The sequence below is a fragment of the Microcoleus anatoxicus genome (assembly GCF_042465725.1).
Taxonomy (GTDB): Bacteria; Cyanobacteriota; Cyanobacteriia; order Cyanobacteriales; family Microcoleaceae; genus Microcoleus; species Microcoleus anatoxicus.
The window spans coordinates 3,289,522-3,306,707 of sequence record NZ_CP120853.1 but is presented as its reverse complement, the minus strand read 5'-3'; the positions used below and the strand labels follow the sequence as shown (position 1 = coordinate 3,306,707).

General features: G+C 47.5%; 17 protein-coding genes. 2 read left to right on the top strand and 15 right to left on the bottom strand.

The annotated features are described in order from the left end of the window. Positions 1-129: 129 nt before the first annotated feature. The 5 genes from P2A85_RS14235 to P2A85_RS14215 all read right to left on the bottom strand — a co-directional run bounded on the left by P2A85_RS14235 (position 130) and on the right by P2A85_RS14215 (position 6,728). Positions 130-2,067, bottom strand: coding sequence for a DUF3685 domain-containing protein (locus P2A85_RS14235; RefSeq protein WP_377481179.1), 1,938 nt, complete (start codon positions 2,065-2,067; stop codon positions 130-132). Between the two features lie 110 nt (positions 2,068-2,177). Further along, positions 2,178-4,397, bottom strand: coding sequence for a hypothetical protein (locus P2A85_RS14230; RefSeq protein ID WP_377481176.1), 2,220 nt, complete (start codon positions 4,395-4,397; stop codon positions 2,178-2,180). A 186-nt stretch (positions 4,398-4,583) separates the two neighbouring features. Further along, a complete protein-coding gene (locus tag P2A85_RS14225) occupies positions 4,584-5,036 on the bottom strand; it encodes a Fur family transcriptional regulator (protein WP_377481172.1) in 453 nt (150 codons plus the stop codon). Between the two features lie 255 nt (positions 5,037-5,291). Further along, positions 5,292-6,248 carry an Hpt domain-containing protein gene (locus tag P2A85_RS14220; protein ID WP_377481169.1) on the bottom strand — a complete coding sequence of 319 codons (957 nt, stop codon included), beginning with the start codon at positions 6,246-6,248 and terminating at the stop codon, positions 5,292-5,294. Positions 6,249-6,485: 237 nt separating this feature from the next. Beyond that, positions 6,486-6,728, bottom strand: coding sequence for a hypothetical protein (locus P2A85_RS14215; RefSeq protein ID WP_377481166.1), 243 nt, complete (start codon positions 6,726-6,728; stop codon positions 6,486-6,488). Between the two features lie 245 nt (positions 6,729-6,973). Here P2A85_RS14215 and P2A85_RS14210 point away from each other — a divergent pair, with 245 nt between their 5' ends. Further along, entirely contained in the window at positions 6,974-7,603 is a 630-nt protein-coding gene (locus P2A85_RS14210) for a DUF1345 domain-containing protein (protein ID WP_377481163.1), read from the top strand. 312 nt (positions 7,604-7,915) lie between these two features. On the opposite strand, the gene P2A85_RS14205 is transcribed toward P2A85_RS14210, so the two are convergent. The 10 genes from P2A85_RS14205 to P2A85_RS14160 all read right to left on the bottom strand — a co-directional run bounded on the left by P2A85_RS14205 (position 7,916) and on the right by P2A85_RS14160 (position 16,503). After that, positions 7,916-9,094 carry a M20 family metallopeptidase gene (locus P2A85_RS14205; protein ID WP_377481160.1) on the bottom strand — a complete coding sequence of 393 codons (1,179 nt, stop codon included), beginning with the start codon at positions 9,092-9,094 and terminating at the stop codon, positions 7,916-7,918. A 76-nt stretch (positions 9,095-9,170) separates the two neighbouring features. Continuing rightward, positions 9,171-9,770, bottom strand: a complete 600-nt coding sequence (locus P2A85_RS14200) for a glutathione S-transferase family protein (RefSeq protein WP_377481157.1) — start codon at positions 9,768-9,770, stop codon at positions 9,171-9,173. 399 nt (positions 9,771-10,169) lie between these two features. Continuing rightward, positions 10,170-10,397, bottom strand: coding sequence for a hypothetical protein (locus tag P2A85_RS14195; RefSeq protein ID WP_377481154.1), 228 nt, complete (start codon positions 10,395-10,397; stop codon positions 10,170-10,172). Between the two features lie 332 nt (positions 10,398-10,729). Then, on the bottom strand, positions 10,730-11,728 hold the full coding sequence (locus P2A85_RS14190) for an NADP-dependent oxidoreductase (RefSeq protein ID WP_377481151.1): 999 nt from the start codon (positions 11,726-11,728) through the stop codon (positions 10,730-10,732). A 112-nt stretch (positions 11,729-11,840) separates the two neighbouring features. After that, the gene (locus tag P2A85_RS14185; RefSeq protein ID WP_377481148.1) at positions 11,841-12,890 is read right to left on the bottom strand and encodes an NAD(P)-dependent alcohol dehydrogenase; all 1,050 of its coding nucleotides are present in this window, start codon (positions 12,888-12,890) and stop codon (positions 11,841-11,843) included. 89 nt (positions 12,891-12,979) lie between these two features. Next, entirely contained in the window at positions 12,980-13,963 is a 984-nt protein-coding gene (locus P2A85_RS14180; protein ID WP_377481145.1) for an aldo/keto reductase, read from the bottom strand. Positions 13,964-14,150: 187 nt separating this feature from the next. Then, complete coding sequence (locus tag P2A85_RS14175) at positions 14,151-14,522, bottom strand: DUF5335 family protein (protein WP_377481141.1); 372 nt, start codon at positions 14,520-14,522, stop codon at positions 14,151-14,153. Between the two features lie 248 nt (positions 14,523-14,770). Then, positions 14,771-15,220: a pyridoxamine 5'-phosphate oxidase family protein gene (locus tag P2A85_RS14170; protein ID WP_377481137.1), complete on the bottom strand. Its 450-nt coding sequence runs from the start codon at positions 15,218-15,220 to the stop codon at positions 14,771-14,773. A gap of 88 nt (positions 15,221-15,308) precedes the next feature. Further along, positions 15,309-16,349 (bottom strand): Gfo/Idh/MocA family protein, encoded by a 1,041-nt coding sequence (locus tag P2A85_RS14165; RefSeq protein WP_377481134.1) that lies wholly within the window; start codon positions 16,347-16,349, stop codon positions 15,309-15,311. A 31-nt stretch (positions 16,350-16,380) separates the two neighbouring features. Next, the gene (locus P2A85_RS14160; protein ID WP_377481131.1) at positions 16,381-16,503 is read right to left on the bottom strand and encodes a hypothetical protein; all 123 of its coding nucleotides are present in this window, start codon (positions 16,501-16,503) and stop codon (positions 16,381-16,383) included. Positions 16,504-16,722: 219 nt separating this feature from the next. On the opposite strand from P2A85_RS14160, the gene P2A85_RS14155 reads away from it, so the two are divergent. Beyond that, positions 16,723-17,022: a ferredoxin gene (locus tag P2A85_RS14155; protein ID WP_341731310.1), complete on the top strand. Its 300-nt coding sequence runs from the start codon at positions 16,723-16,725 to the stop codon at positions 17,020-17,022. Positions 17,023-17,186: the final 164 nt, after the last annotated feature.

Genomic DNA, 17,186 nt, shown 5'->3' with positions numbered 1-17,186 from the left:
TACAGGACGATGAAGAGAGGATTTGATCTCACTCCCTTGTCACCCCCCCAAGGTACCAGGGCTGTTTCATTCTCCGAAAAATCATCGTTTTGTAGGGGTAGTGCCAAGAATGCCTACCCTCCCCGTCCACTACCCATTTTTGCCAAACTTACTATCCTGCAAAGAATTCCCAATCCCCTGAATAACTCCCCGCCCCACCAAGCCAATTCCCCGCCCAATTACCTCAGTCAAAACATAAACAACACCCACACCAAACAGCGAAACAACTGCCCGAAGCCTAGGCGCGATCGCATCCCTCGCTTCCAGCACCAAAGTCAACGCCAACTGCCATCCAGAAAGCCGTGCTAACTCCATATTTCTGGGAGCATAAATACAAACTCTCTGAATTCCAGAATCCCTCAACACAAACAGCCAAAACCTACTCTCAAAAATAGCCTTCGGTTCCACAAAATAACTTTCCCAGCGATACTTCCAAGATAAATTATTCCGAAACCGCTCAATCTCTCGTGTCGAAATTAACTTTCCGTCATAAAAATTTTGCTTAACTTCCTCAACATTCCCAAAATTGTTTAGCAGAGGCTGCACCACTCCACTAGCAACTTGAATTACCAAATTTTCCAACAAATATTCAGCCCGCTGCATTGCTTCAGGACTCCCAGCCAGACAAGAATTATTATCAACAATCAAGGGATTTTCAAATAGCAAATGTGCAAAAAAATCAACTGCCAGCGGTATTTTGTCAATAATTTCCGCCCCAACATCCTCCCGGTCAGAAAGTAGCACTGGGACAACTTCTACCCCATTTATTTTTCCTAAAAATTCCCCACTTTCAGCTAAACTCTTGGATACTTTTAAATCTGTTTCAACTTCATTTAAACTTGCATTTTCCCTGACTTGCAGCGTATAGTATCTGCCAAAAAAATCGATGATTGTATCTGCCCACAAATTTCGCAAAATAGCAGGCATTTTTTCTGCCAATTGAGTTGGCTGCACCTGAGAAAAACGTAATTCTTCGAGCACTTGCTTCAATTGTCCCAGGATGCAATTAATCAACTCCAGCTTTTTGGTCGATCGCAAAACATCTATTTCCAAAGGCACGCCACTCAAATTCACCACATCAAACTGCAACTTAGCAGCCACCGAGTCAAATAAACTACCTTGCCAATCACCTCCCTTTGTCGAATCATCGACCAAAAAATCTGTATTCTTAACTACTAATTCCGAATTAATTAATAGATTATTCCCTCTTCCCCCTCCCCTCTGCTTACCCTGAACCCCAGGGATTTCTTCCCTCTCCCTTCTTCTTTGTGTTGGCAATAACTGACTCACCACCCAGCGAGCAGCCAGCAATTCTCGGTGATGCCCGCTCAGCAATAAACCATCCAAAACAGAGCCAAAATCATCGTTCCCAGTAGCTTTTGTCTCTTGTAATTCAGCCTTTACTACTGCCAAAGTTGCGTCTATTTGCCGCAAGCCAGACCAGCAAATATCAGCCAGCATTTTTTGGTATAACGGCGTAGTAACTGTCTGATAATCTACAGTTTTTTCCACATCTGTTGAAGAGTTTTCTATTGATTGAACTCCCTCTAAATTCAGTGGAATTTCCGAGTTCACTGCCACATCTTCTGGCCAATAACTTGCACCCGATGCTACCAAGCGAATCACCGCCATTGTCAGCGCAATATCTCTACCTTTAGGACAATAGCCATTGACACCTGCTTCCTGTAGAGTTGCCCGCGATTCCGCCGTCAGTGGCGCACCCAGGAACAACAGGGGCAATTCGCGGTACAAACTGGCTAACTGGCGACAAAAGGCGATCGCCGACATTTCGCCCACTTGGCCCACTTCGCCCGATCGCACCAGTGGCGTATCAAAATCAAATATTACCAAATCTGCTGGGGAAGCTCCTCCATTGGCGATCGATCGCCCTTCTAGAAGCAACAAAGCCTCTACCAGGGTTGAAACCTCCCCAAAAATTTGCAAATCAGGATAATCCTGGCAAGCAATTCGCAATCCCAGGCGAAAAATGGGGTCATTACCGATCGACAACAATTGAAAATTAGTCATCAAACAGCAAACAGTAAAAGACAGCAAGAGAATAGAAGAACATACCGACAGAGCATTTCTGGAGCTATCTCCCTAGAGCAATGGCCAGGGAGCGATCGGTCAAATCCCGATTACTCTGGAATTAAATTACGGTCTGGAGGACCAGCCGACTCCGGGATCGGAGGTGGAGGCGCGGGTTCGGGAGCCGGAGGCGGAGCAGGTTCAGGAGCGGGAGCCGGAGCCTCCTGTCGCGCGGGCGGATAGTAAGGCTCCTCCTGTCGCGCGGGCGGATAGTAAGGCTCCTCCTGTCGCGCGGGCGGATAATAAGGCTCCGCTTGTCGCGCGGGCGGATAGTAAGGCTCAGGCTCAGGCGGCGGTGCTTCTTGCCGAGCCTGCGGGTAATAAGGTTCAGGAGCCGGAGCAGGTTCAGGAGGTGGCGCATATTCCTCCCGCACAGGAGGTGGAGCGTATTCCTGCTGTCGCGGAGCCGGCGCATACTCTTCCACAGAAGCCGGCTCAGCTTGGCGAGGACGTTCCGCAGGTACCGGTGCGCTTCTGGCACTCAGTTCCGCACTCCAGCGTCCGATCGCGCTAGCAGCCTCCGAATGCAGAGCTCTACCGTAACTGACCTGGGATGCCATATCGATCGCCGCTCCCAACCTGCCTTGAGACGCCAACTCAGCAGCTCGATCCAGAATTGGTCGATCTTGAGCCACTTGCAAGTCGCTGACCCATTGATAGACATTATCCTGAGCTTTAGCATATAAAGTTCTACCGCTCTTGATTTGGGAAGCCTTATCAATAGCCTCGCTTAGCTTTCCTTGCTTTGCCAGAGCCAGCGCCCCGTCCAAAAACGGCTGATCTTCCACAATTTCTATGCGTTTGGTCCAGCTCGCCAGGAGAGTTTGGGCTTCTAGCCTGCGGGGGCGGTTTTGAGCGATCAGAGTTACCTGAGCGATCGCACCCTTTAGCCCCTCAACAGTTCCCGGTGCAGCCAACTGCTTGGCCAGCATCACAAAAGATTTGTCCTCTATCCGCTGAATGTCTTTGCGCCACGCAGCCACCAAAGTTTGAGCGTGCACCCGTCGTGGCTGATTCGGCCCAATGGTTTGCGCTTGGTCGATCGCGATTTCCAAGGCTCCAGGTAGACCAATACTGGCGATCGAATTCGCCATTTGCAGCCGCACCAAATCTTGAAACTGCACTTGCAAACTCTCTATTTGACCTTGAGCCTTCTGGTATAGAGGACGGCCTGGAGCTATCTTACTAGCAGCACCTTGACCTTCTAGCAAGCTAAAAATATGTTCCCCCAGAGGCGTGGTAATCGACTGATTCCAAGTCACCGCCACAGCCCTACCGAACTGCATCAAATCTTGGGCTTCGGCAAACAGAGGTGAATCCGGTGGCACCACAGAAGCCGCCTCGATCGTCCCGTTCAAATCCTTCGCCTGCAAGCGTTTATTCGCCATTGCCAGCAAAATCTTACTCCACCCTGCAATTTCCTCCTCTGCTTTGGCGCGCGCAAACAGTTTCGAGTCTATTTTTCTAGCCAAGACGATCGCCTCTGCAAACTTTTGCGGAGTTTCATCCTTCGCCAACTCCTTCGCCTCGGACAAGCGCTGCCAGCCGTTTCTTTCCACAGCTATCTGCTGGACTAACTCGTTGTAGCGTTTCTGACTCCAGAAAATATTGTCCAGTTTAAACAGAGCTTGAGCGTAATCCCAGGCTTTTCTTAAATCGTCTACTTTCAAAGCTGCTTGAGCAGTATCGTAGAGCTTTTGACCTTCCTGCCAATTTTTTTCCCAAGCGGTAACAGCCTCCTGTACCTCCGGGTAAGACGGACTCGTTTTGGGAATTTTTCCCACAATGTCCATTGCACCTTTCAAGTCCCCCGCCTCGATTCTTGCTTTGGCAAATCCCAAAATTGCTTTCGACCATTCTCCTACCAAATGTTGGCCCTGGGAGTAGAGTGGGTGTTCTTTGGGCCAAGCCTGCACCAGGACGATCGCAGATTCTAGCTGTTCCAGTTTCCCAGACTTAGCCGCTTGCTGAGCGCAATAAAGCCGCTCTCCGTCGGCTGCTAGTGGCGAAAGTTGCTGGCAATTGGGAGGCGGTGGCATCGTCAGCAACCACAGAAATGCTGCTACACCCGTTACTCCAAAGCCCACCAGGACTGTCAGCCAGATGAGCTGCCACTGCCAAAAACTTCTTCTAGTTTCGACTATCGGTGGCGCTATGGCTTCCGAGCCATCATCCCCTGTAACCGAGTCTGCACTTAATTTTGCTGTCGGTTCCGAGGGGTGGTTGTATGTCTCTGGTCTTGAGAATTTGTCAGATTGTCGTCTCGCCATTACTTCAGCCTATCCTGTAATGCGCTTGTGCATTTGGTAATCAAACGCAGCTAAATTATACAGTAATTGACATACTCCCCGGCATTCTCAACAGGGGAGATAATAATTCATGCTGCAAAGATGCTCGATCGCGTTGGCAATTTGCAACTGCTCAACTGTGGAGATTTGCACTCAACACCCAATTTTTTACGAGCCGTTGGGGAGTGGGCCTTGTGTCGTTGATTCGGGCGATCGATAGCCGTAGAAGTCGATCCGGTAATCTACGATCCGAACTCCCGTTTGTTGTTCAATTTGTGCGATCAAGTCTGGGGGCAATTCCACATGAATGTCGAGAATCTGAGACGTATCCAGACAATTGACGTGAGAGTGAGAATCGCTGACATTGCCGTACAATCGTCCTTCCGATCGCTCTATGCACTCAATAATCCCTTCTCTAGATAGGGCTTCGAGGTTTTGATACACAGATGTGTGACCGATCGAATGTGCTTGTTGATTTAGGCGATCGTATATTTCACGCGCTGAGAGGTGTTCTTGCGCCTCCCACAGGAGTTCGAGAATAAATCGACGCTGGCGGCTCAAGCGCATTCCCATCGCCTGACAGCGATTTAAAGCATCTTCTAATGAACGAATTGGTTTCACAGCTACCGCCTTCTAAAGCCTGCTCGATTTTTAACTCTCGTACAACGTTGCACGCGGACCCTAATTTCCTTAATTCTAACGCAGGGTGGCCCAAAGGTATAGCAGAAGGACAAAGGAAGATGGAAGATGGAAGATGGAAGAAGGAAAATGCCACAAAATCCATGATTTCTGCAATTAAGAAATTCCTAACAGAGAAATTGGCCCTTAAAAAAGCCTTCAAACCTAACATCCTTCCACCTTCTAGCATCCCAAGTCCTAGGGAGAAGATTTGATAGCGTGAATCAGTAACTTAGCTATTTCCGAGAGTTGCTTTTTGTTAAAAGTTTTGAGCAAAAGCTTGACTACCGCCTTCGGTTCCGCAGGAAGTGCTATGGACTCAGACGCTGGGGCTGTTGCTGGAACGCTGGCCGCTACTTGTGGGGATGCTGCCAAAAGCAGTAAATTTTTACTCGGAGCGATCGCCTTGACTTTCCCCCCTTGCACCAAATCACCAGCATCCTTAAGTTCCTTAATAATCAGTGGAGCTAACACTTTATAAGAGTTTTTCGGATTGGCGATCGCCACTCTAGCGGTTTTGACTAAACTTTGCCAAGTTTCGATACCGGTTCCCAACTTATACAGACGAACACACAAATCAGACAACTGCTGGCGAGTAGCAGCCGACTCTTTCGCCTTGAACACCTGCAACATTTCTTTGAGTAACACCATCACCGAAGCTGTAAAATTTGTCGTCGAGACTGTGGGAGCAGCCCCAGACGAACCAGACTTAGCCGCCACCCCAGCAACTTTGCCAGAAACTAAGTTATTGAGGTGAGTTTCCAGTTGAGCAAAGGCCGGCATGATTTGCTGGACCAGTTTCTCTCCCTCTTCATTCCTCAACCCAAAAGGCCCCGACATCCGCTGCACCAAATCCTTAAGCGTATCAACTCCTTTGAGAAACAAAGATTCTGCTGTTTGGTCAACCTGTTTAACGGGCCCGTCCTTGAGAATCTTAAAACAATCTTCCAATCTGTGAGCGGTTGTTTTAATACTATCCAAGCCCAGCATCGCCGCCCCACCTTTGACTGAGTGGGCGGCTCGAAACATCTCTTGAAGGCTTTCGGGGTCTTTCATCGTGGACTTTAAATCCACCAAACCATTTTCTAGAGTATCGAGGTGCTCCTTAGCCTCCTCTATAAATAAACGTAAAATTCGGTCTTGCTGGTCTGACACAACAGTCCTCCTAACAATCTCAGCACCCTCCAGAAAGCACTCCTAACCAGGAAAGTAACGCGACTCATACCAAGAGTCGGAATCTCCTATGCAAGATATTCTAGCCTCAACAGCTAGCACAGTCACATTGTGGTCTTAAGAATCCCTGTTGCTTCAGCACAGGGAGTGTCAAAATACTGGTTTGCTCCGAAGGTTAGATTCCATCGAACTGGTGGGGTGAGATGCGGAAGATTGATTCTACAGTTCTGAGGCCACCTCTATGCCCATTCCTGATTGCATCATCTGCTGATCCGTAATCAAGTCGCTCAATTCCTGGAATTGGACGCCGATGTTTTGGCAAGCTAGCTTAAGTTCGCGATCGAATGTATGAAAGTCACTACCATAGCCGCAAAGTTGGGCTGCTGTGGCAATACCTTGTGGGGCGTTGGCTTTAGCGCAGTCGATTAACTCAATGCCTTTGAGGGGTTGGGAGGATGCCATAGTGTTAAACCGCATATTTACATTTTTCCCACTGTATCCAGAATGTGGAGGGCGATCGATCTATCCAAAGGCAGGAGAAGTCTCGCACCACCAAAGTCCAGTTAATTTTTGGGCAAAAACTGCCAAAATAGCATTAATCATGTGGATTCCTTGACATCTACTCTGCCTAACTTGGTATAAATCTAATTGTGAAAAACCAGTCCCTATATAAGACGCACTGGCTCTGGACAGTCCGGCATCGCCTCTTGGTCTCTGTTTTGTTGGCTATGGCTGTGGGGTTTCTACTACCACCAGACTATCTCAAGCTGACGAGAGCTCTGTGTATTTGGGACACCGGCCTGGTCAGCTTCCTGGGTTTGACTTTGCTGCTCATGCTGCAAGCCACCCCAGAAATGATGCGCCACCACGCACAACAGCTCGACGCTGGTCGCGCGGTGATCCTCAGCTTGATCTTGGCAGCGGCTTGTGCTAGCGTCCTCGCCATATTCTTCCTGCTGCACGATACCAAAGGCCTGGACTCCAAGTTGCTAGTTCTGCACTTGGGGCTTTCGGTTTTGACCATAGTTGGGTCTTGGCTGCTGGTGCATACTATCTTTACCATGCACTATGCCCACGCCTACTACCAAAACCCCAGAAAGCCGCATCACATCAAATCTGAGCCGGTCAAGGGTTTAGATTTTCCGGGGGACGAGGCACCTGACTACAAGGATTTTCTCTATTTTTCCTTTGGGGTGGGGATGACTTGCCAAGTTGCTGATGTGCAGACGACTTCTCGCTCTATGAGGTCTTTAGTTTTGTTGCATAGCGTGTTGTCTTTCTTTTTTAACACTGCGATTCTGGCGATGAGTGTCAATATTATTGCCGGATTGAGTTGAAAAGAATTACATGAGTAAACGGGAATTTCATCTCTGTCCAAGAAACTGGCCTTGCTGGTGTAAGATTCTTCTATTTCTTGATAGAGAAGTCCATATCGTTCGCAAAGAGATTTGAGTTTCCCACGAAAGTTCTAGAAGGGGATTTGAACAAAATTCTGATTATTAATCCCACCCATATTAACTTCTTGCTTAAGGCCGGGATTGTACCCAACAATAATCTTGCCGATTTTAGTTGAAATCATGTTATCTTATTCAGTCCGCGTCCGGCTGACATCGTTTGTATAAACCTGGTTTCAACCGCCGTCTGATTTCTTATTTTTGTTTCCAATATTTGTAAGCAGCACTGGCTAAGGTCACAACCCCAGTAATTATGGCGGCTTCATCGACCTCAAATTGCGGATGATGGAGAGGATAATTGGGTCGATCTTTTAATCCAACTCCCAGGCGAAACATGGTTCCCGGTGCGTGTTCTAAATACATTGAAAAATCTTCCGCGCCGAGGGATGGTTCTGGTAAAATCTGGACGCGCGATCGCCCTAAAGTTTCTAAAGCCGCTGCTTCGAGTAATTGGGTGAGACTGGGATCGTTTTGCACTCCCGGTACACCACGTTTATAGTTGAGTTCATATTTTGCGCCGTAAGTTTGACAGACACCGGCCACAATTTGTTCGATCCAAGCTGGTAGTTTTTCGTAGGTTTCAGGATGGAGCGATCGCACCGTGCCTAATAATTTTACGCGATCGGCAATCACGTTAGGTGCTCGTCCCCCACTAATTTGCCCGATGGTTAAAACCACAGGCCTCAATGGATTTTGCATTCTACTAATCGCCTGCTGCAAAGTAGTAATAATCTGCGAAGCTATCCAAATTGCATCGATCGCCTCGTGGGGACGCGCGCCGTGGCCGGATTCACCCATGACAATCAATTCTAGGTCATCCGCCGCCGCCGTCAGTGCCCCGTGCCTAATGCCGATCGCACCGCCGGGAATCGTCGGAAAAACGTGCACTCCCAGGATGCCCTCAACGTCTTTCATCGCCCCATCTGCAATCATCCAACGCGCGCCTTGGGCTATCTCCTCCGCCGGCTGAAACAAGAAGCGGACGTGACCAGGTAATTTTTCTTCCAACTGAGCTAATATCATCGCCGCGCCCAAACCGACGGTGGTGTGGATGTCGTGGCCGCAAGCGTGCATGACTCCTGGGTTTTTCGAGGCAAATTCCAAGTTGGTGCGTTCTTGCATCGGCAAAGCGTCCATATCGGTACGAATTGCTAGCCAGCGCGACTGGTTGCTATGGCCTTTGATCTCGCCGATGACACCGGTTTTGCCAATTCCTTCGATCGCATGAACTCCACTGGAAGCTAAAACACCAGCTACATAGGCCGCTGTTTGATATTCTTGCCCGCTGAGTTCGGGGTGAGAGTGGATGTGGCGGCGGATTTCGATTAAGCGAGGTGCAAGGGTAGTAGCTAATTCAAGAATGCGGGCAAGCATGAATTTATTTGGGGATGGCGGTACAAACGATTTTCAATTAGGTTAACGCAAATGTCCCACGAACAGGCAACCAGGCTTAAGTTGCGATGTTGATATATCCGGGCTGACTTTTGATGCGATCGATCCAAGATTCAATTGCTGGAAATCGTCTTAAATCGAATCCTCCCTCCCCAGCAACATGAGTATAAGCAAATAAACCGATGTCAGCAATGGTATAGCGATCGGCTACAAAAAAGTCATTTGTTTCTAAATGCCGTTCCATCACTCCCAAAGCAGCATAACCCGGTGCTTGTTTTTGCTTAAGTGCTTCCTGGAATTCCTCACTTTTACCAGTCAAATACCAAAAACGAGAAGTTGCAATAAAAGGTTCGTGGCTATATTGTTCAAAAAACAACCACTGCATGACTTGAGATTTTTCAAATTTATCATTGGGAAAAAACTCAGTACCTTCGCTCAAATAAAACATAATTGCATTGGATTCAAATAGAAATTTGCCCGGTTCTATTTCTAACACCGGAATCCGCCCGTTGGGATTTTTCTGCAAAAATTCCTTAGTTCGACTTTCTCCTTTGAGAATGTCAATTTCTAGCGTGGCAAAGGGAAGATGAATCTGAGTTAACAGCAAGCGGATTTTGTAGCAATTCCCCGACATCGAATATTGGTAAAGTTTCAACATTCTTTTTTTTTATACCGCAGAGGACAGAGAGAACACAGAGTTAATGTTCACAATTTATGATGGTAGCATTATTCTGTTGTGGCTACGGTAGCTATGGGTAAATAAGTATCAATTAAGCTTGTATCTGACGCTCAATTAACAGTTATTCTGCAATTTTATTATAAAAATTAAAAATATTTGACATTTGGTCACAACTAGACATAGAATATTATCGCTATATTTTTTTAGAATCATCAAATCCTATGAACTAATACGTTCGTGTCTTAACGGCAGCGCCCAACTGCCACTATAGCAACCGCCAAGGCGATTAAGGCAGTAGGGGCTCTCGCATTCGGGCCCAAAATCCTTGAGTAAAACCCATAAATTATCTGCCCGAATGCGAGAGCCCTTACCCCAAAGTTATGCCTTAACCACCTTGGCGGTTGCTATACTTTCAGGTATCAGTGCGATCGTACTATATCCCTGACCGATACCAACAGGTATGCCGTGAGGTAAGGCTGTAGGTTGATGTTCATAGGTACGTTCTTTGAGGGTACGTGCATGGGGTCTTAACCATGCTGTATGATCGATCGCTAATACTGGACGTTCTACTTGTGATAGTTGTTGGATATATTGTTCTAACTTCATTGCAGGTAGATTTGAGATTTTTAGCTGAATTCTCAATTTTCTACCCTTACGCTGTCTGTTGAAACTATCGCAGACAGTTTTTTTCTCGAATTGCAAGTCTCGGAGAACGTCAACGGTCGCTGGTCTTTAGATTATGGTTGAGTCTGATAGCAGCTCGCCAGCGACCATTGCCGTTCTTGAGAACTGCGAGCTAGTCTCGCTTACGATCGCACTTTTTGACTTGCTTAGTCTAAACTCCAATTATTAAGGGGGGTTAGGGGGGATCTGAGCCAATCAGTAGACTTTATACTAATACTATTCTTGACATTAAGTTGACACTAATGGGTCGCCACCTAGTCCAACTTCACAACCATTTTCCCGACATTTTTTCCCTCAAAAAGACCGATGAACGCGCTCACCGCCTGGTCAATTCCTACTACCACTGTTTCCTGATTTTTCAATTTGCCAGCTTGAAAATAACCGCCCACTTCCTGTTCAAATTCGCTTTGACGATCGAGCCAATCGCGAACTAGCAACCCTTTCATTGTCAACCGTTTGCCAATCATATTAAATAGATTGTTTGGGCCAGGCTGCGGCTTGTTGTAACCAGAGATGCCGCCACAAGCGATAATCCGGCCGTGTACCCGCAGGGCCGACAGCGCCGCTTGGAGGGTTTCGCCTCCGACATTATCGAAATAAACATCAATTCCGTCCGGTGCCGCCTGGTTCAATTGTTCGAGGATAGGGCCGGAATTGTAATTGAAAGCGCGATCGAATCCGCATTCTTCTAGTAGAAACTTGACTTTATCGGCTGAACCGGCGGACCCGATGACACGACATCCGCGCAATTTTGCCAGTTGTCCGGCTACACTTCCCACCGCACCTGCCGCACCGGAAATAAAAATGACATCGCCGGCTTTCACCTCTACCAAATTCAACCCCACCCAAGCCGTCATCCCTGTCATGCCGATCGCGCCCAAGTAAACTGAGAGCGGTTGAATTTCGCTGCTAACGGGATGCAACTCTGTTGGCGCTGCAATGAAGTATTCCCGCCAGCCCAAGTTGGAAGTGACAATATCACCGGGCTTGAATTCCTGGGCGCGCGATTCGATGACTTCGCCGACTGCGCCGCCTTCTAGCGCTTTGCCTAACTCGAAGGGCGGAACATAGGATTTGCTCTCATTCATGCGTCCGCGCATATACGGATCTACCGAAATGTAGCGATTGCGAACGAGTACCTGCCCATCTTGAAGAGGCTTGATTTCTGTTTGGGCGATCGTAAAATTATCTGCGGTGGGCATCCCCTTGGGGCGGGAGACTAGCTGAATTTCGCGGCTCATCATATCTGTCATGATTTTTATCCTTGATGTTAATAAATGGGAGTTCGGAAACCCAGCGGCTTTAGCCACTGGGATGAACAACTACATGGCGATTAAAATCGCTACTTTATCAGAGCGGGTACTGCTACCCGGCCTCTTGCAAGGATGCCATATCAATAACGAAGCGATATTTGACGTCGCTTTTCACCAGGCGATCGTAAGCTTGATTTATGTTCTGAATGGGGATGAGTTCGATGTCGGATGTAATGTTATGCTTGCCGCAGAAATCCAGCATTTCCTGAGTTTCTTTGATGCCGCCAATCAGGGAGCCACTGAGACTGCGCCGACCAAAGATCAAGGTACCGACATTAAGAGAAAGCGGTTCGGGTGGTACGCCAACTTGGGTGAGGTTGCCATCGCGTTTTAATAGAATGAGGTAGGCGTTGATGTCGTGTGGCGCCGATACAGTGTCGAGAATGAAATTGAAACTATTGAGATGTTTTTTCATCTCGTCGGCATTTTTAGAATTGACAACTTCATCTGCTCCCAGGCGCAGGGCATCTTCAACTTTGTTCGACGAGGTGGTGAATACGACGACATGGGCACCGAAACCCTTCGCCAATTTCACCCCCATGTGTCCCAGTCCACCGAGTCCCACCACACCAACTTTCTGACCTTTGGTAACATTGTGGTGGCGTAATGGGGAATAAGTGGTGATTCCAGCGCAAAGCAGCGGGGCGACGGCAGCGAGATTCAAATTCTTGGGAACTTGCAGCACAAACGCTTCATCTACGACGATGCTGTCAGAGTATCCCCCGAAAGTCATGCCACCAAGGTGTTTGTCGGGGGAGTTGTAGGTCCAGATGGTGTTGTCACAGAACTGTTCTAAGTCTTCCTCGCAGTTGGCACAAGTCCGGCAGGAATCGACCATACAACCGACTCCTGCGGTGTCGCCTTCCTTAAATTTTTTGACGTGGGTTCCAACTTTTACCACCCGTCCAACGATTTCATGGCCGGGTACGCAAGGGTATGTGGTGTTTTGCCATTCGTTGCGGACGGTATGCAAGTCGGAGTGACACACGCCGCAATATAGAATTTCGATCGCGACATCGTGCTTGCCGACTTCGCGGCGTTGAAAGTTGAAGGGTGCGAGTGGATTCGTGGCGTTTTGGGCTGCGTAGGCGTTTGTTTTCATGGATTGTGCTCGTGAGGATTTGTTGATAATTTAGCAGTAGTAATGTCCACCTGCTAATTTAACTGCAATGCAATTACTGGCGCGACATCCTAACGATTGACGCTGCTCATATCGGGGTAGCGATCGCCCACGGCAATTCCTAATGGCAGCGCTTTGGCGAGCTTGTCTAGTTCTGCTGGAGTCAGCGCCACATCGGCTGTGGCAATGTTTTCTTCCAAGTAGGTGCGACGTTTGGTGCCTGGAATCGGCACGATGTCTTCGCCCTGGGCTAATACCCAAGCCAGCGCTAACTGTCCGGCTTTGATGCCCTTAGCGGCTGCCATTTGCTCGATTTGCTCGACGAGATCTAGATTTTGCTGGAAATTGTCGCCTTGAAAGCGAGGATAGCGTTGCGATCGATAGTCTCCTTCAGATAGCGTGTCCAAGCTCTTGATTTTGCCTGTGAGAAACCCGCGCCCCAGAGGACTGTAAGGCACAAACCCAATCCCTAGTTCTCGACAGGAGGGCAAAATCTCGGCTTCTGGCTCCCGGCTCCACAGGGAATATTCTGTCTGTAGTGCGGAAATAGGGTGGACTGCTTGGGCGCGGCGGATGGTGGCGCTGGCGGCTTCGGAAAGGCCGAGGTAGCGAACTTTTCCGGCTTGGACGAGCTGCGCCATTGCGCCTACGGTGTCTTCGATCGGAGTATGGGGATCGACTCGATGCTGGTAGTAAAGGTCGATCGCATCTACGCCCAGACGCTTGAGACTGGCATCACAAGCAGAGCGCACGTATTCGGGTTTGCCGTTGACTCCCTGAAAGCTGCCGTCACTACCGCGCACGTTGCCAAACTTGGTAGCGATAATGACTCGATCGCGATGGCCTTTAATCGCTTTGCCCACTAATTCTTCATTGTTACCGACACCGTACATATCAGCGGTGTCTAGCAAAGTCACGCCTAGCTCTAACGCACGGTGAATGGTGGCGATCGATTCTGACTCATCGGTTGTCCCGTAGAACTCGGACATCCCCATGCAGCCGAGTCCTAACTCTGAGACTACTAATCCTTGATTGCCGAGTTTTCGTTGTTTCATGTTAGTTGTTGTATTTTCATCGCTAACCGTCGTAGTCAACTCAGTGGCCACGGCCCGTGGTGAGATATTAGTCGAACCAATTTCACCGTTGGACTCTAATCGCAGCCCTTGAGAGATCGCTTTGATATTTTGGAGCGGTTAAACAGGAAACATTGGGTGGTGTTTAAGCTCAACCAGCTCAACCCGGTCAACTAGCTTGTAGCTCGATTAATGTTTGTGTCCCAGCAGCATCGCTAATCCGAAGCGCTATCACCACACCGTTTGAGTTTTGTCCGGTTAAAACTTCGGTTGGTGAATCGATCGTGTGAGCGTAAGTCACCTCATCTTTGCCCACTTCAATTACCAAATCATCTCCTTTGCCGGGGCGATCGTAAACCATCGCCATTAAAGGTGCGTTCTTAATCAGTTCTGCATCACCGAGTTCTGAACCGATGATTTCGATCGAGATATGCCGGCCGCGATTGCCATCGGTAAACTGATCGAAAAATTCACCCCATCGCTCGCGGGGCACAGATTTGTTTATTTCAATCTTATTGGTAATTTCCATTTTATTCACCATGATGATTTCTTATTATTATTGTTTTTTTTTTGAGTTTTTATTTATTTTTTCATTAGCAGGATTTTTTGTCATCTATCTTAGGTTTAAAAGCTGCATATCCTCAGAGGTAGATCATCCCTAATTTTTCACGGGATAATTCTCGCTTAACAAGTCCGACTTCCTGTTCCACAAAGAGTTAATTTATAGTGGGGTGGACAGGAGAGCCTGTCATAGCAAAGCTGATTGCAAATGGTGCAATATCTAAGTTTTTAGTGACTGCTGACTCCATCAGTCGTGCGTCCACTCATTTCAGTCTCGTGGATGCGGTAAATGGCGATCGCCTCTGAACGTCCCTCAGCATCAATCCAGGTGCGATCGATCGCAGGTGACAGCATGGGATTGCGCTCTTGGATGAAGTGCATGGCTCGATCGATCTCTTCCTTGATAGTGAGACGGGAGGCTCTACCATTGACGATCGCGCTGCGCCAATGAAGTGCATCCTGAATTTCTTCTACCTGTAGGCAGACTTCTGGATTGGCATCTATGTCATGAGTCTTCATGCCGATCGTGGTAAACAGGTAGATTTCCTGTTCTTCAATATAATAATTCATGGGCATCACGTAGGGTTTGCCTTCGTGTATGCAGCCAAGATGACCGTATCCTACTGTGTGTAGAAGTTGCTCTATTTCTTTTGAACTCATTTCATCAATATCTAACATTACTATTTTCCTAAAAGTTTAGTTAATTAGTAGTATTGAATACAAATAATCTCGGCTTTACATCTGTCCTGAGATAGAGTGGGTCGGCTCACGAATCTTCTGCCCGCTTAATTGATGCTTTTTTACCCGCAGCTACGCTTTGCCCGATCTCACTCGATCGCCTTGCCGCATCTGCCACCTTCAAAGCATACAAACTACTAGCATTATTCACATACAAAGGCGTACCATTTAACAAGTATTCCAACACCATATCTGTATCCTTAGCAAACAAACCGCGCCGCGTTCCAACTTCTATTGTTTGTCTATTTTCGCCCTGAATTAATTGACCGGATTCGGGAGTAAAAACCAGCGTTCCCTCTTTTCCGTAAATTGTAAAAACGTTTTCCGACTGCGAAAAAGTTTCGCCTTTTCCATAAACAGCTTCCGCAAAAACTCCATTCGCAAAGCGTAACTGGGCGTTACACAAACAAGCTTTATAAAAATCTGGCTGAGTGTCCCAAAATTGAGTTTGACAGTTCACGCTTGTCACTTCTCCAAACAAATCGGTAAATCGATGTAGTCGCGAAATTGCACCAATTAATGGGAACCCAAATAGCGAATGTTGATAAGTCCAACGCTTAGGTACTGAACGTTGAGCTGTAATAGTAACGTAGCGGGTGTAAAAAACTTTGCCAATTAAGGGCAAAGATGTTTTGATGGCTTGGTGTAAGCCACCTAATAATTCTATGTGTTCGATGTGCAGGAGTTTTTGCTTTTGGGTGGCTAGCTCGATCGCCCTTTCTCCCTCAGATATATCTAAAGATAGAGGATATTCCACCACAACGTGCTTTTCGTTTTCCAAGGCCGCGATCGCGATCGCCCCGTGATCCCGATTCACCGTACACACAATCACCAAATCCAAATCGTTCCTTTCCACCAACTTGCGCCAAGAAACCGCAGCCTCCGCGCCGAAGGCTTCACAAAATGCTTCCGTCTTGTCGGGGGTGTGACCCGCCACTGTCACTAAGTCAACTCTTGCGTCAGTTTGCAACATCTCGGCTCTCAACTTAGCAGCAAAACCAGTGCCCACAATCCCCACCCTAATTGGAGCATTGACCGAAAAAGGCGATCGAGTATCAATATTTGTCATAGGATTTTAGATGTCACATTTTCAAAAATTGCTAAAAACAAGCGCCACAAAGCTTTACAGCTCGATCTCCCAAATCTTGAATTGGTGTAAAAATGCGATCGCGGGATTTTCGACCCAAATCTTGATGCCATTCAACTATATATTTCCTCCTCATGCCGAGAAACTACAGCAGGTATAAGTAATCAAGATGAAATTAGAAAAAATTATAACTAATCCCATTCAAATTTTTTGTAAATGAGTGTTGCAACCTCCCTTATTTCCCCTACTATCAGAGAGAGAACCAACCTAAGAGCAAACCTCAGAGCTAATAGAGCTTTGAAGTTTCCATTAGGAAAGCTTATATATCTTGTTGAATTTTTGAGAGGATTAGTGCATGGCAACTTACAAAGTTACCCTCGTCAGCGAAGCTGAAGGAATTAACCAAACCATTGAAGTTGACGAGGATACTTACATTCTCGACGCTGCCGAAGAAGCAGGACTAGACCTCCCGTACTCTTGTCGCGCTGGTGCTTGTTCCACCTGTGCCGGCAAAATCACCAAAGGGGAAGTCGATCAATCAGACCAATCTTTCTTGGATGATGACCAAATTGAGGCTGGATTTGTCCTCACCTGCGTCGCCTATCCTAAGTCTGATTGCACCATCGAAACTCACAAAGAAGAATCGCTGTACTAAAAACAGCCTCAGCCTTCGGCTGTCACTCCAAGCTATTAATCAATAGTTGTTTGAGCTGATGGCTACACTGAAATCTGGTCAAACAGAGGTAATGTCAGTTAGGGACATGGCACTGCCATGTCCCTAAATATATGTTAGACATCTGGGAAAAAGCTTTTTAAGAA